The organism is Pseudonocardia sp. TMWB2A, assembly GCF_017312135.1.
The window spans coordinates 1-15,835 of the sequence record NZ_QKQY01000003.1 but is presented as its reverse complement, the minus strand read 5'-3'; the positions used below and the strand labels follow the sequence as shown (position 1 = coordinate 15,835).

The following is a 15,835-nucleotide window of genomic DNA, read 5'->3' as shown; positions in this document are numbered from 1 at the left end:
CTGGCCGCCTCCTTCGGCGCCGGGAACTACGGCATGTCCGGGACGCGCCTACGACCCGCGGCTGATGTTCGCCTGGCCGGGCTCCCGGCTCGCCGTCATGGGCGCCGCCCAGCTCGCCGGCGTGATGTCGATCGTCGCCAGGCAGTCCGCCGCGTCGTCGGGCCGGGAGTTCGACGCCGAGGCCGACGAGCGCAACCGCGCCGCCATCGAGGCCCAGATCGAGCAGGAGTCGCACGCCTTCTTCGTCACGGCCCGGCTCTACGACGACGGCCTGATCGACCCCCGTGACACCCGCACCGTGCTCGGCATCGCCCTGTCGACCGCGCACTCGAACATCGTCGCCGGCCAGCGTGGCTACGGCGTCTTCCGGATGTGAGGTGAGGAGATGACCGTCCACAAGCTGCTCGTGGCCAACCGCGGGAGATCGCCGAGCGGGTCGTCCGCTCGGCCCGCGCGCTGGACATCGCCACCGTCGCCGTCCACTCCGACCCGGACGCCGACGCCCTGTTTCGTCGAGGCCGCCGACGAGGCGGTGCGGCTCCCCGGCGCCGCCCCGTCGGAGACCTACCTGCGCGCCGACCTGATCATCGAGGCCGCGCTGCTCACCGGCGCCGACGCGATCCACCCCGGCTACGGCTTCCTGTCCGAGAACGCGGACTTCGCCCGCGCCTGCGCGGCCGCCGGGATCACCTTCGTGGGCCCGCCGGTCGAGGCCATCGAGGCGATGGGCTCGAAGATCGCGGCGAAGGAGCTGATGGAGAAGGGCGGGCGTGCCCGTCCTGCCCGGCGCCACGATCGACGACGCCGAACAGGTCGACGCCGCCGCCGTCTCCGCCCTCGCCGACGGCATCGGCTACCCGCTGCTGGTGAAGGCCGCCTTCGGCGGTGGCGGGCGCGGCATGCGCATCGTCCGCTCCGCGTCCGAGGTGGTCGACGCCGTGACCGGGGCCCGGCGCGAGGCCGCGTCGGCCTTCGGCAACGGCACCGTGTTCCTCGAACGGTTCGTCGAGGACCCGCGCCACGTCGAGGTGCAGATCTTCGGCGACACCCACGGCACCGTGGTGCACCTGTTCGAGCGGGAGTGCTCGATCCAGCGCCGCTACCAGAAGATCGTGGAGGAGGCGCCCTCCCCCGCCGTCGACGACGCGCTGCGCACCCGTCTCGGCGACGCGGCCGTCGCCGCGGGTGCGGCGATCGGCTACTCCGGCGCCGGGACCGTCGAGTTCGTCATGGCGCAGGACGGCGAGTTCTTCTTCCTCGAGGTCAACACCCGTCTGCAGGTCGAGCACCCGGTCACCGAGGAGATCACCGGCCTCGACCTGGTGGCGCTGCAGATCGCGGTCGCCGAGGGCGAGCCGCTGCCCGCGGAGGTCACCGGGGCCACGATCACCGGCCACGCGATCGAGGCCCGGCCTCTACGCCGAGGACCCGAGCCGGGACTACCTGCCCGGCTCGGGGACCCTCCACCGGTTCTCCGTGCCCGCCCTGCCCGGCGTGCGCGTCGACACCGGTGTGCGGGACGGCTCGGTGGTCGGGACGCACTACGACCCGATGCTGGCGAAGGTGATCGCCCACGGCCGCACCCGCACCGAGGCCGCCCGGAAGCTCGCGCGGGCCCTCGCCGAGGCCGAGATCCACGGCCCGGTCACCAACCGGGACCTGCTCGTCGCCGTCCTGCGCGAGCCGGAGTTCCTGGCCGGGCGGACCGACACCGGCTACCTCACCCGCCACGAGCCCACCGCACTCGTCGGCACCCCGGCGGAGTCCACCCTCGCCGTGCACGCCCTCGCCGCCGCCCTGGCCGACCAGGCCGGCCGCCGGGCGGGCGCCGCGGTCCAGCAGCCGGTGCCGTCGGGCTGGCGGAACGTCCGCAGCGCCGCCCAGCACGCGGAGTACCGGGCCGGCGACATCGACCTCGACGTGACCTACCGGCTCGGCCGCGGCACGCTCGAGGCCGGCGTGAACGGGACCGCGCTCCCGGGCGCGGCCGTGCTCGCCGCCACCGCGGACCGGGTCGACCTGCGGGTCGGCGGTGTGCGGCGTGCCGTGCGTGTGCACCGCGTCGGCGACACCGTCCACGTCGACAGCGCGCTCGGCGCCACCACGCTGACCGAGCGCGCCCGGCTGCCCGAGCCCGGCACCGACGCCGCCCCCGGCTCGCTGCTCGCCCCCATGCCCGGCACCGTCGTCCGGGTCGCGGCCGGGGTCGGGCAGCAGGTCGAGCAGGGTGCGGTCGTCGTGGTGTTCGAGGCCATGAAGATGGAGCACCTCGTGCGCGCCCCCGTCGCCGGCACCGTCGCCGAGCTGGGCGTGCAGGTCGGCGACACCGTGGAGTCCGGCGAGGTCCTCGCCGTCATCGAGGAGGCGCAGGCCTGACATGAGCGACGTGACCTACGAGGTGACCGAGGGCGTCGCCTGGCTGACGATCGACCGCCCCGAGGCCCGCAACGCCCTCAGCAGGGCCGTCCGCGAGGGCCTGTTCGACGGCGTCCACCGGTTCAACGCCGACGACACGGCGAAGGTCCTGGTGCTGACCGGCTCCGGGGAGAAGGCGTTCTGCGCGGGCGGCGACCTCAAGGAGATGAACGACGTCGCGCTCCGGGTCCCGCCCCCGGACTTCCTGCCCCAGCTCGGCCGCAACATCGACGTCCCCAAGCCGACGATCGCCGCGGTCAACGGCATCGCCTACGGCGGCGGGTTCCTCCTGGCCCAGCAGTGCGACCTGGTGGTGGCCGCCGAGCACGCCCGCTTCGCGGTGTCCGAGGTCCGGATCGGCCGCGGTTCCCCGTGGGCGGCGCCGCTGTCCTGGCTGGTCCCGCCGCGGGTCGCGATGAAGATCCTGCTCACCGGAGACCCGATCGGCGCGGCCGAGGCGCAGGGCCACGGGCTGGTCAACGACGTGGTGCCCGCCGCCGAGCTGCGCGGGCACACCCAGCGGCTCGCCGAGCGGATCGCCGCCAACGCCCCGCTGTCGGTGCTCGCGGCCAAGCGGACCGCGTACCTGTCGGCGAGCCACACCCGCGCCGAGGCCTACGAGCGCGCCGAGGAGATCTGGGAGCCGGTCTACCTCTCGCAGGACGCCCAGGAGGGCCCGCTCTCGTTCCGGGAGAAGCGTGCCCCCGTCTGGCAGGGGGTATGACCATGGTGTCCATGGACGCGGTCCTCGACGACCTGGAGGCCGAGAGCGCGGTCGTCCGCGCGATGGTCGCCGACCTCGACGACGCCGCCATCGGCGGCCCCACCCCGGCCGAGGGCTGGACCGTCCGCGACCAGCTCACCCACCTCGCCTACTTCGACGAGGCGGCCACCCTCGCCGCGACGGACCCGGCGACCTTCCGCACGCGGGCCGACGGGCTGCAGGAGCTCGGGCCCGGCTTCCCCGACCGGATCGCCGCAGACCACGCGGGTCTGCGGGCCGAGGAGGTCCGGGCCTGGTTCGCCGGGGCCCGCGACGCCCTCGTCGGCACCTTCCGCGGCATCGGGCCGAAGACCCGGCTGCCCTGGTACGGGCCGGACATGAGCGCCCTGTCCTCGGTCACCGCCCGGCTGATGGAGACCTGGGCGCACGGCCAGGACGTCGCCGACGCGCTCGGGGTGCTGCGGGAGCCGACGGACCGGCTGCGCCACGTCGCCCATCTGGGGGTGCAGACCTTCGGCTTCACCTTCCGCAACAACGGCCGCGAGGTCCCGGAGGTGCCGGTGCGGGTGGAGCTGGTCGCTCCCTCCGGTGCGCTGTGGACCTGGGGCCCGGAGGACGCCGCGGACCGGGTCACCGGCTCCGCGCTCGGCTTCTGCCTGGTCGCGACCCAGCGCAGGCACCCCGACGACACCGACGTGGCCACGACCGGGCCGGTCGCCGCCGAATGGGTCTCGATCGCCCAGACCTTCGCCAACCCGCCCGGCCCCGGCCGCGCCCCGGGCGCCGTCGCCGCGGCGTTCCCCGCCCCGACCCGTACCCCCGCAGGAGGGCCCGCATGACCCGCGCACCGGTGCGCATCGGCAACTGCTCCGGCTTCTACGGCGACCGCATCACCGCCGCGCGGGAGATGGTCGAGGGCGGGCCGATCGACGTCCTGACCGGGGACTACCTCGCCGAGCTGACCATGCTGATCCTCTACAAGGCGCGGCAGAAGGACCCGACCGGCGGCTACGCGAAGACGTTCCTCACCCAGGTCGAGCACGTGCTCGGCACCTGCCTGGACCGCGGCATCGCGATCGTGTCCAACGCGGGCGGGCTCAACCCCGCGGGCCTGGCCACCGACCTCGCCGCGCTGGCCGGGCGGCTCGGCCTGGCCCCGAGGATCGCCCACGTCCACGGGGACGACCTCGTCCACCGGCTCGACGAGCTCCAGGGCGCCGGACACGCCCTGGCCCACCTCGACACCGGCGCCACCCTGGCCGACGCCGGGGTGACCCCGGTGTCGGCCAACGCCTACCTCGGCGCGTGGGGCATCACCGAGGCGCTGCGCGCCGGGGCGGACGTCGTGGTGACCGGGCGGGTCACCGACGCGTCCGTGGTCGTCGGCCCCGCCGCGTGGTGGCACGGCTGGGAGCGCACCGACTTCGACGCGATCGCCGGCGCCATGGCCGCCGGGCACGTCATCGAGTGCGGCCCGCAGGCCACCGGCGGGAACTACTCCTTCTTCGAGGAGATCACCGACCGCCGCTACCCCGGCTTCCCGATCGCCGAGGTCGCCGCCGACGGCTCCAGCGTGATCACCAAGCACGCGGACACCGGCGGGCTCGTCTCGCCGGGGACGGTGACCGCACAGCTGCTCTACGAGATCGCCGAGCCCGCCTACCCCGGACCGGATGCCGTGGCGCACTTCGACTCGCTGCAGCTGACCCAGGACGGCGAGCACCGGGTGCGCATCTCCGGCACCCGCGGCAGCGCGCCGACCGACCGGCTCAAGGTCGCGCTGAACTACGAGGGCGGCTACCGCAACACCATGACGCTGGTGCTCACCGGCACGAAGATCGAGGAGAAGGCGGCCTGGGCGTCGGAGCAGCTCACCGAGCTGCTCGGCGGCGCGGACCGGTTCGAGGAGCTCGACATCCAGCTGCTGCGCTTCGACCACCCCGACGCGCCCACGAACCCGCAGGCGACCGCCCACCTGCGGGTCACCGTCAAGGACCCGGACCGGCGCAAGGTCGGCCGTGCCTTCTCCAACACGACCATGGAACTCGCCCTCGGCGGCTACCCCGGCTTCCACACCACCACCCCGCCGTCGGCCGAGAGCGCCTTCGGCGTCTACTGGCCCACCCTGGTGCCCGCCTCCGAGGTGGAGCACCTGGTCACGCTGCCCGACGGCACCACGACGACGGTGCCGCACAGCCCGGTCACCGCCGGGAGCCCCGCCCCGGCCGAGCCGGTCGTGCCGGCACCCGTGCCGGGGCCCACCCGGCGGCTGCCGCTGGGCGAGATCGCGGCGGCCCGCTCCGGCGACAAGGGCGGGAACGCGAACATCGGGCTCTGGACCCGCACCGACGACGAGTACGCGTGGCTGCGCGGCCACCTCACCGTCGAGCGCGTCCGCGCGCTGCTGCCGGAGGCCGCCGGGCTGGAGATCCGCCGCTTCGACCTGCCCAACCTGCGGGCGCTGAACCTCGTCGTGGTCGGGATCCTGGGCGACGGCGTCGCCTCCGCCACGCGGCCGGACCCGCAGGCCAAGGGCCTCGGCGAGTACCTGCGCAGCCGCCTCGTCGACATCCCCGTCGCCCTGCTGCCGGGCTGACCCCTGGCGGCGGACCCGCCCGTCCGCCGCGTCCCCTCCGGCGCGGACGGGCACCCGTCCGGGAGAGAGGAACGCATGACCCTGCCGTGGGAGTCGACGTGGGGCACTTCCTCCGGGGAGGGCCCGTGGACTTCGCCGACACGGTCCGACGGACCGTCCCGCAGCCGAGTCACCCGCGAGCCCTTGCGCCGCTACGAACACCCCCCATCCCGGTTCGCTGATCCACGTCGACGTCACCAGGTTCGGCAACAACCCTGACGGAGGCGGGCTCCGCTTCGTCGGCCGTCGGCAAGCGCTCTGAACAAGCAGGCCACTCCCGGGCTGCCCGAAGGGGACCGACCACGAGCCACGCACCGGCAGAGAGTTCGTCCACACCGCCATCGACGACCGCCCCCGCGTCGCCCACGCCGAGATCCACCGCGACGAGAAAGCCGTCACCGCCGTGCCACGCCGGGCCGTGGACTGGTTGAACGCCCGCGGCGTGACCGTCGAGCGGCTCCTGTCCGACAACGGCAGCTGCTACCGGTCGCATGCCTGGCGTGACACCTGCACCGACCGGGCATCATCCACGAACGGACCCGCCCCTACCGACCCCAGACCAACGGCAGGATCGAACGCTTCCGCCACACCTTCGCCGACGGGTGGGCCTACGCCCGCTTCGCCCCTGCGGGACCGCTCGTCGAGACGCCCGGGACTGCCCAGGCTCCCCTCCCCGACTGGCTGCGCCTCCAACATCACCGCCGGCCCACAGCGCAACCGACAGCCTACCGCCGATCAGCCGCCCGACCAACCGGCCTGGACATCCACCGCGGAGGCGATCCGGCTGACCGACGAGGCCCCGCTCTCCGGCGCCGACGTCGTCGTACTCGTGACGCCCTCCGCGACATGGTCGCCCTCGTCGTCCCCCGAGGCAGCGCCTCCGGGCCCGTCCGACGCCGGGCATTCCCAGTACTGAGTGACTACCGCTCAGCGAGGGCCTGCGAGCATGTCCTCGGTGTCGCTGGACAGCCCGGCGTGTCCGTAGTGGATGCGGCGTCACCGCCGTCGACATCGCAGATCACCGGCCCGGAGAGGGCTCACTCGCCACCGACCTGCGCTGCTGCGCGTCAGGCCGGCGGGCCGGAGCGTCCGCCCCGACCTGCCGGATCACTGACGCACACACGATCGCGCCGACAGGCCCCTGCCGGCGTGTTCTATCGCGGCCGGGTGAGATAGGCCGACAGGCGCTTCCCCCACTGCGGCACGCCCCTGTCCCGGTCCATGATCGAGTAGTGGTCCACACCATCCACACGGACCACCTCACAGCTGCGCAGGTGCGGCCCCCACAGCAGATCTCCCGTCCCCTCTCCCGAATCACGCTCGGAGTCCAGGAACTCCCCGGTCGCGACGAGCAGCGCGTCCACCCCGAGCTCACCCGCTGTCGGCGTCGCCATCACCCCGGCACCCCGAAGGGTCGAGATCGCCATGGCGGTCATGACCTCGTCGGCGCCCCGGTCGTCGTCGTCCAGGCCGAGCAGGTCACGCCATCTGTCGCGGGACTGCTCGATCACCCGCGCCTGGGCGTCCTGGTCCCTATGACTGGGACGGTCACGTCGTACCTGGTCGGCCGGCCCGCTCCTCGCGGCCCACCACCGCGAGAACGTGTCGACGATGGTGAGTGACGAGACCTGCTCTCCGCGCGCCACCAACTCCTGCCCGACGGAGAAGGCGATCCGACCACCGAGCGACCAGCCCAGGAGATCGTAAGGACCCTCCGGTTGGCTCGCCTGAACGGCATCGGCGTACACCGAGGACACGCGTTCGCGGGTCTCGAGATCGACGTCGAGACCTCCGTGAGCGGGATCCTGCAGCCCGACCAGCCCCATCCCGTGGGGAGGTGCTCTGCGAGCGCGGAGTAGACGAGCGCGAAACCCTGGATCGGGTGCACCGCGAACAGGTTCCGCGCCTGTGCCGCGGGGGCGATCGGCACCCGGATCGCGGCGAGCAGCCGTTCGTCGTCGGAGTCGGTGGCAGTCGTCGCCACCGGCGCCCGCTGGTCGTCGGAGATGCGGGCCAGCGCGGCCACGGTCCGGGCCGAGAACACGTCCGCGGCGGTGAAGGCCGCACCGACGGCGCGTGCCCGCGACACGAGTTTGATCGACAGGATGCTGTCGCCGCCGAGTTGGAAGAAGTCGTCGTCGACGGAGAACTCGGCACCGCCGTCGAGCCCGAGCACGTCGCGCACGACCCCCATGAGCATGTGCTCCGTCTCGGTCTCCGGCTCCCGCACCGCTGCCGCGCTCTGTCCGAGATCGGGTGCAGGCAGCGCACGGGTGTCGAGCTTGCCGTTGGGCGTGAGCGGAAACGCTCCCACACGGACGTAGGACGTGGGGACCATGTACTCGGGCAACCGCTCCGCGACGAAACCTCGCACCTGGTCCCGCAGGGCGATCTCGTCGGCACCGGCCCCCTCGACGACGGTGAGGTAGGCGACGAGGAACTTGCCGCCCGACGGGTGGTCGGCCGCGACCACGGCCGCACCCGTGACCAGCGGGTGCGCCTCGACCACTGTACGGACCTCGTCGGGTTCGATGCGGTAACCGCGGATCTTCACCTGCTCGTCGATCCGGCCGAGGAAGTCGATGTGGCCCTCGCGGTTCCACCGGACCAGGTCGCCCGTGCGATACATGCGCTCCCCGGGCTCCCACGGGCACGCCACGAACCGCTCGGCGGTCAACGCGGACTGCCTCAGGTAGCCCCGTGCGATCCCGGCTCCCGCGAGATGCAGTTCACCAGCGACACCGGGGAGCGTGGGCTGCAGGTTCTCGTCGAGGACGTAGGCGCGGGTGTTGAAGATCGGGAGGCCGACGCTCGGGGTTGCGCTGTCCGCCAGGTCGGCACCCAGCGCGTTGATCGTGTACTCCGTCGGCCCGTACAGGTTGTACGACTCGACACCGGGAGCGTCGCGCAGCTCCTGCCACAGCCTCTCGGGGACCGCCTCGCCACCCAGCGAGACGAAGACGACCCCCGGCGCGTCGGCCGCGACCGATCGCCCGGCCGGTCGGTCGCGCTCGAGCAGCCCCTCGTCGACGAGGACCTGCCCGTACGACGGCGTCACGTCGAAGCCATCGATCCGTTCGTGGTCGTAGTACGCGAGGAGCCGTTGCGGATCGCGGCGCATCGCCTCGTCGATGACGTACACGGCGTGGCCGTTGAGCAGCCAGAACAACTGCTCCCACGAGGCGTCGAACGAGAACGACGTCGTGTGCGCGATCCGCAGCCTCCGCCCGTCCTGATGTGCGCCCACCTGATCGAAGATCTTCTCCACGTGGTTGAGGTACATGTTCGTCAGACCCCTGTATCCGACGGCCACGCCCTTCGGGCGGCCCGTGGAACCGGACGTGAAGATGACGTAGGCGAGATGGTCCAGCGAGATCTCCCCGCCGCGCTCCTCCGGTGTCACCAGCTCTGCACCGTGCCGCGCGATGTCCTCCCGCACGGCTGGATCGTCGAGATCGATCATCCGGCCTGCGGCCCCACCGAGCCGATGTGCGTCCCGCCCGGTGACGAGCGTGACCGTCGGAGTCGCGATACCGAGCATGTACTCGATGCGCTCGTCGGGCAGCTCCGTGTCGACAGGCACGTAGGCGGCGCCCACGGTGAACACCGCGAACATCGCGATCACCATCCGCTCGTCACGCGGCAACAGCAGCGCCACCGTGTGCTCGGGTCGCACGCCGTGCTCCAGCAAGAGCCTGGCGTAACGGTTGACCTCGGCGGAGAACTCGACGAACGTGTAGCTCCGCGGCCCGGCGACCAGCGCGGTCTCACCCGGCGACCGGCGCACCTGCTCGTCCAGGAGGTCGGCCACGGTGACCTGCGCGATCTCCCGGTCGTCGGCGGCGCACAGTCCGGTACGCGGGTCGGCCTCCGCAGGCAACAGCGCGGACAGCTCGCCCACGTGACGGTCGAGCCCGGCGACGAGAGAGTCGAGCACGTGGATGTAGCGCTCGAGCACCCGTCCGGCCGTCGCGTCGTCGAAGGCGTCCCGACGGTACGACAGCCGCACATGGACCCGCGACGAGCCGTCCTGCTCCCACGGGTTCACCGCGAAGGTGACCGGGTAGTGCGTCGCGTCGTCCACCGACAGGTCGAGCAGCTGCACGCCCGCCCCGTCCTTCGCGGGCGCGGCGCGACCGAAAGGATGGTTCTGCACGACGAACAGCGTGTCGAAGAGGTTGGCCATGCCGGCCGCGCGCTGGATGGAGGTGAGCGACACTTCAGGATGGTCGATGACCAGCAGTTGCTCGAGTTGCACGCGCTTCAGCAGGTCGCCAGCGGTCTCGAACGGGGACACCCGCACCCGCATCGGAACCGTGTTGAACAGCAGCCCGATGATCCGATCGGCGTCGGCGAGGTCGGCGGGACGGCCCGAGACGGTGTTGCCGAACACCACGTCGGTCGCGCCGGCGAGCCGCCCGAGGGTGATCCCCCAGGCCGTCTGGACGACGGTGCCCACCGTGACGCCGGTACTGCGGGCGGCGCGGAAGACCGCCTCCGCCACGTCGCCGTCGAGATCGTGGTGCAGCTCCCCTGTCTCGCCCCGACGCGTGCCGAGGTCACCCCCCTCAGGCCACAGGATCACCGGGCCGGCGAGATCGGCGAGGTACTCACTCCAGGCGCGGGTGGCCGCGTCCGGATCGCGGGTGTCGAGCCAGTCGAGGTACGCGCGGAACGAGGACGGTGCGATCCGGTCGTCGTACGTCGGATCGGCGTAGATCTCGATGATCTCGGCGAGGAAGGCGTTCAGCGACCAGCCGTCCAGCAGGATGTGCTCGAACGTCGTGACCAGGGTCCAGGCGTCCCTGGCGTGCTCGATGAGCGTGAACCGGATGAGCGGAGCCGTCTCGAAGTCGAACCGGCGCCGGCGGTCCTCGGCGAGGAACTCGGTCAGGCCCCGGCCGAGCGCGGACCATTCCTCGAACGGCACGACGCTGAACGGGACGTCGACCCGGGCGGGGATCACCTGCACCTCGCCCGACGGGACGAACGCGGCGCGGAGGTTGGGGTAGCGCCCGACCGCCGTGTCGACCGCCCGGATCATGCGTTCGACGTCGACGGCTCCGGTCAGCTCGCTACTCGCCTGTGAGAGGTACGAGTTGTCGTCACCGGATTCCAGCGCGCGGACCATGTGGTAGAAGATTCCGCGCTGCAGGGTCGACAGGGGCAGGATCTCCGCGTCGTCGCCGTAGCGCTCACGGATCCGCGACTCCTCCTCCCGTGACAGCGGGAGCCGGTCGGCGCGGACCAGCGTCAGCGGGTTCTGCTCGGCGACGAGGTCGGGCAGCACCTGCGAGGCGGACAGTGCTGTCGTGAGGCGGTCGGCGAGCGCCTGCGGGTCGACCCCGACCCCGGATGCGGTCTCGACCTCGACCCGCAGGGTCCGGAGACCCGCGGACGAGATCGCGCCGACCAGGACACGGATCTCCACGTCGACCCCGCTGGTCCCGCCCTCCGGCGCGACACGGCAGGCCTCACTCGCGAACAACCCGATGCGCACACTCGGTCGGGGAAGCTCGTCGAAGTACCGGCTCAGTTCCGGGTCACGCGACAGTGCCGAGAACTCTGCCGCCTGCGCCCCGGTCAGACCGAGCACCTCGCTCGGCTCCGCGCCGCCGGGAGCGGTCGCCGGCGACGCGAGCAGCAGCCCCGGGTCGACGAAGACGGGGTGGTCGCGGGTCATCGTCGTGCTCCGGGACCCGCGTACCTCCGCCAGCAGTCCGTCGCCCGTGATGCTCCCGGGGAGCTCCGCGGCCACGGTGAGCAGCACCGCGGCCAGGGCCGCGTCGGGGTCGGCCGCCGGTCGGGTCGTGTCGCGCGCGACGGTGGCGGAGCCCGCCCCGAACGCCGCCGGGGTGTCGCCCACGACGAGGTCGCTCTCGGGTGCGTCGACGAACCCGTCCACCCAGTCGTCCCACCGGGGGTCGTCGAGGAGACGGGCGATCTCGTCGGACGTCCGGGACGCACCGGCGGGCTGCCGGTTTCCGATCTCCATCGCGGTCGGCGACGCGAACGCGGCGAACAGCTGCGTCACGAGGTCGCACACGTGATCGAGCGCAGCCGGGTTGTCGGTGGCGGCGACGAGTTCGCCACGTCCGTCGTCGAGGACACGCAGGCCCAGGTCGGGCATCCCCGACGTCATCGCCACCTGCTCTACGGCCGCACGCCACCGGGGTGCGTCGCCGATCTCGAAGTCGGTCAGGGGAATCCCGAACATCGGCAGCGCCCCGCCGACGGAGGCGGGCGGCTCACCGACGCCGTCCTGCACCGTCGCGACCAGCTGTGCCAGATGGACGGTGGGCAGCTGCGGGTACCTCGTTCCCAGGGTCAGGAACAGGTGGACCTTCCGCAGGATCCGCTCACTCGTCGCTTCGTCGAACAGTTCCCTCGTGGCGTTGAGGTTCAGGATCAGTCCGCCGTCGCTGCGCGCGAGAGACCACACGAGGTCCGAGATCGCCGGCTGCGACCTGTTCCGGTTGTCGCCCATCGCAGGGCTGCTGAGCGAGAAGGGGGCCTCCTGATCGACCGTCGAGTCCTGCTGGTCGACGTAGGCCGCCATGACCTGGAAGAGCGGTCCGACCCCGGGGGTCCGTGGCGGATCGACCACCTCGACCACGCTCTCGAACGGCACGGACTTGTGTTCCTCGGCGCCGAGTGTGCGCTCACGGACGTTCTGCAGGAGTGCGCCGAATCCCTCGGCGGGCTCGACGTCGGCCCGGATGACGACGGTGTTCACGAGGTACCCGACCGCATCGTCCAGCTCGGGTAGATCGCGCAGGCTCACCGGGCTTCCCACCGGGACGGTGGTGCCGCTCCCCTCCGTCCACAGCGCGAGCGCGAGCGCCCCGATCAGCGCCTGCAGCGGCGTCGCACGGCGTTCGACGAGCAGTTCGTCCAGCGCTGCGCTCTCGTCGCTGCGCAGACGGTGGGCGTGCCGGCGCACCGTACGGGAGGAACTGTCCGAGCGCGGGTGATCGACCGGCAGTTCGATCTGCGACGGCGCGCCATCGAGGGTCCGACGCCAGTGGTCGAGGTCGCTCCGGAAGGTCGACCGCGGGTCATCCCGGTCCCCGAGAAGCGCTCGGTGCCATACGGTGAAGTCCGCGTACTGCACCGGCGGGTCGCCGAGCACCGGGCGCACCCCGTCGGCCTCGTCGAGGTACAGGGCGTTGAGGTCGCGCAGGAGGGGGCCGACCGACTGCTGGTCGATCACGATGTGGTGCGCGGTAGCGGCGAGAACGTCCTCCTCCCGGCCCCGGACCAGCTGGAAGCGCAGTCCGAACTCCGATGTCAGGTCGAACGGCCGGGAGATGCAGCGGATCACGGCCTCGCCGACGTCTCCCGCACCCACGTCCTCGACCCTCACGAACGGTGCGTCGTCGCCCGGCACGGCGTGGACCCGTTGTGTGAGCACACCGGCTTCCTCGTCGAAGACGAAGGTCGTGCGCAGGATCTCGTGTCGTTCGACGAGGCGACGGACCGCCCGCTCGAGTGCGTCGTCGTCGATGCGCCGTTGAGCGCGCAGCACGACGGGGAATCGGAACATCGGCCGGTTCGCGACCTGCTCCGTGATCCAGAGTGCCTGTTGGCCGTACGACGCCGGAACCACATCCGGACGCGGCACATCACCGACCCGCAACGCCGGCTCCACCCCCTCGGGCGCCTCAGCGAGAACCCGAGCCAGACCACCGACAGTCGGATGATCGAAAACATCCCGCAACGTGAGCGCCGACCCCAGATCAGCATTCACACGAGCAACCACCCGAGTCGCGAGCAACGAATGCCCACCCAGATTGAAGAAATCATCATCCACCGACAACGGCGCATCCACAGCACGATGCAGAACATCACGGAAAACATCCGCAAGAGCCCGCTCGACAACACTCTCAGGCGCCCGACCGCCACCCGCCCCATCCCCGAAATCAGGCTCGGGAAGCGCCTTACGATCGAGCTTCCCACTCACCGTCACCGGAAACACGTCAAGCCGCGCGAACGCACCCGGAACCATGTACTCCGGCAACCGCTCAGCCACATGACGACGCAGCCCGTCGAACAACACCGAATCATCGACACCCTCGACCACGCCGTCGACCACGACGACATACGCCGCAAGGAACGTCCCACCCGCAGGATGCTCCCGAACCACCACAGCCGCACCCGACACCGACTCATGACGTTCCAACACAGACCGGATCTCGTCCAACTCGATCCGGAACCCGCGCACCTTCACCTGGTCATCGGAACGACCCAGGTACTCCAACTCACCCCGCCGGTTCCACCGAACCACATCCCCCGTCCGATACAACCGGCCACCGACACCCGCAAAAGGATCGGCAACGAACCGGGAAGCAGTCAGACCCGCCCGCCCCGCATACCCGTCAGCAAGCTGAACCCCACCCAGATACAACTCACCCGCCACACCCACCGGAACCGGACGCAACCACCCATCCAGAACCCGCACGAACGAATTAGCGATCGGAACACCGATCGGAGTCGACTCCGCACCGTCGACCAACTCCGAAACATCGTAACTAGTAATCTCGACCGCAGCCTCGGTAGGACCGTACAGATTGAACAACTGCGCCCCACCGAACACCTCCCGCGCCCGCACAGCAGCCCCCACCGGAAGCGCCTCACCAGTGAACGACACGATACGAACCGACGGGAACCGACCAGGACCGACACCCGAATCCAGGAACACCTGCAACATCGACGGAACAAAATGCACACTGGTGATCTCACGATCCCGCAGCACCCGCGCAACATACTCCGGATCACCATGCAACTTGTCGACCGCGACAACAATCGTCGCACCCACGACCAACGGCAGGAAGAACTCCGGAACCGAAACATCGAACGTCGCCGGAGTCTTCAACAACACCCGATCCGCCGACGAATACCCCAACGCGTCACGCCCCCACAACAGCCGGTTCACCACCGCCCCGTGCGACAACACAACACCCTTGGGACGACCCGTCGTCCCCGACGTGAAAATCACATACGCAGAATCAGCCGACGTCACCGGACGAGACAGCACCGGGCGCGCCGACCGCCCCGCAACCACACACCCCCGGACAGACTCCTCATCCACCACCACGACAACCGCACCAGCCCCACCGAAAACATCCCGATGAACACCAGCAACATCCCCATCAACAACAACAACGCCCGCAGCAGAATCCTCCACAATCGCCGCGACACGCTCACCCGGATACTCCGGATCCACCGGAACATACGCCGCACCCGCACGCAACACCGCACACAACGCCACAACCAGATCAACACCACGCGGCAACACCACCGCCACCCGGTCCCCCACCGACACACCACGATCCACCAGCAACTGCGCCAACGCATTCACCCGCGAATCAAAAACCCCATACGACAACTCACCCCCATCCACATCATCAACAACAGCAACCGCCCCCGGAGACCGCACCACCTGCTCACACAACAACGAATCAACCGTCACATCCCCCACCACAACCCCAGCACCCACCGACCACACACCGATGTCCGTCGACGGGTCGTACGGGAGCGCCCTGGCAGCCAACCGGCTGACGGCCACGGCATCGGGGCCGTCGGTCACCGTGTCGAGGAAGGACGCGAAGGCGACGGCGTGGCGGTGGGACTCCTCCGTGGAGACGAGCGGGGAACGGCCGACAGGTCCAGCCGGAGCCCCCGTGCCGGGGTGCCGTGGACGGACAGGTCGAGTAGACCCGTCGGTCCTGGATTGATCGATTCCGAACGAGCCTCCTGTCCCCCGAAGTCCAGGGAGGCCTGGAAGAGCTTGATGTTGATCGTGGGCAGGGAGAGGTAGGACGACTCATGACCTGTCCACAACCTGGCCAGCTCGTGATCCTCGATGGCGGAGTGCCGGCGCATCTCACGTGCCTGCGAGGCGACTGCCGTGATGATGTCGGAGAAGGAGTCGTCCGGGCGCATGGTGACGACGACCGGCAGAGCCCGTGCGATCGCACACGGAGTGGTGCGGATCTCCCGTGAGCCGTCACGCAGCATGAGCGGCACTCGCACGGCGAGGTGGTCGCGGCCCTGCACCA

General features: G+C 70.9%; 6 protein-coding genes and 6 pseudogenes. 8 read left to right on the top strand and 4 right to left on the bottom strand.

The annotated features are described in order from the left end of the window. The 8 genes and pseudogenes from DMP17_RS45080 to DMP17_RS45055 form a co-directional block, all read left to right on the top strand. Positions 1-376, top strand: a pseudogene (locus DMP17_RS45080) (carboxyl transferase domain-containing protein); the annotation flags it as partial. A 9-nt stretch (positions 377-385) separates the two neighbouring features. Next, positions 386-658: pseudogene (locus tag DMP17_RS46615) on the top strand (biotin carboxylase N-terminal domain-containing protein); the annotation flags it as partial. Positions 659-770: 112 nt separating this feature from the next. Further along, positions 771-1,304 (top strand): annotated as a pseudogene (locus DMP17_RS46610) (ATP-binding protein); the annotation flags it as partial. Then, a complete protein-coding gene (locus DMP17_RS46605; RefSeq protein WP_443218000.1) occupies positions 1,186-2,376 on the top strand; it encodes a biotin/lipoyl-containing protein in 1,191 nt (396 codons plus the stop codon). The pseudogene DMP17_RS46610 and the gene DMP17_RS46605, both read left to right, overlap by 119 nt. A 1-nt stretch (position 2,377) precedes the next feature. Next, positions 2,378-3,139 carry an enoyl-CoA hydratase/isomerase family protein gene (locus DMP17_RS45070; protein ID WP_226356819.1) on the top strand — a complete coding sequence of 254 codons (762 nt, stop codon included), beginning with the start codon at positions 2,378-2,380 and terminating at the stop codon, positions 3,137-3,139. A gap of 2 nt (positions 3,140-3,141) precedes the next feature. After that, the gene (locus tag DMP17_RS45065) at positions 3,142-3,978 is read left to right on the top strand and encodes a TIGR03084 family metal-binding protein (RefSeq protein ID WP_337832756.1); all 837 of its coding nucleotides are present in this window, start codon (positions 3,142-3,144) and stop codon (positions 3,976-3,978) included. Beyond that, positions 3,975-5,735, top strand: a complete 1,761-nt coding sequence (locus DMP17_RS45060; RefSeq protein ID WP_337831348.1) for an acyclic terpene utilization AtuA family protein — start codon at positions 3,975-3,977, stop codon at positions 5,733-5,735. The genes DMP17_RS45065 and DMP17_RS45060 overlap by 4 nt, the downstream gene beginning before the upstream one ends. Positions 5,736-5,900: 165 nt before the next feature. Beyond that, positions 5,901-6,562, top strand: a pseudogene (locus tag DMP17_RS45055) (DDE-type integrase/transposase/recombinase); the annotation flags it as partial. 366 nt (positions 6,563-6,928) lie between these two features. Here the strand turns inward: DMP17_RS45055 and DMP17_RS45050 are convergent. The 4 genes and pseudogenes from DMP17_RS45050 to DMP17_RS45040 form a co-directional block, all read right to left on the bottom strand. Continuing rightward, positions 6,929-7,285 (bottom strand): hypothetical protein, encoded by a 357-nt coding sequence (locus DMP17_RS45050; protein ID WP_337831347.1) that lies wholly within the window; start codon positions 7,283-7,285, stop codon positions 6,929-6,931. Positions 7,286-7,432: 147 nt separating this feature from the next. Then, positions 7,433-7,600, bottom strand: a pseudogene (locus DMP17_RS46600) (thioesterase domain-containing protein); the annotation flags it as partial. A 194-nt stretch (positions 7,601-7,794) separates the two neighbouring features. Further along, positions 7,795-15,213, bottom strand: a pseudogene (locus tag DMP17_RS45045) (amino acid adenylation domain-containing protein); the annotation flags it as partial. 146 nt (positions 15,214-15,359) lie between these two features. After that, positions 15,360-15,835 (bottom strand): hypothetical protein (locus DMP17_RS45040; RefSeq protein ID WP_337832820.1); only part of this gene is annotated, 476 nt, incomplete at its 5' end.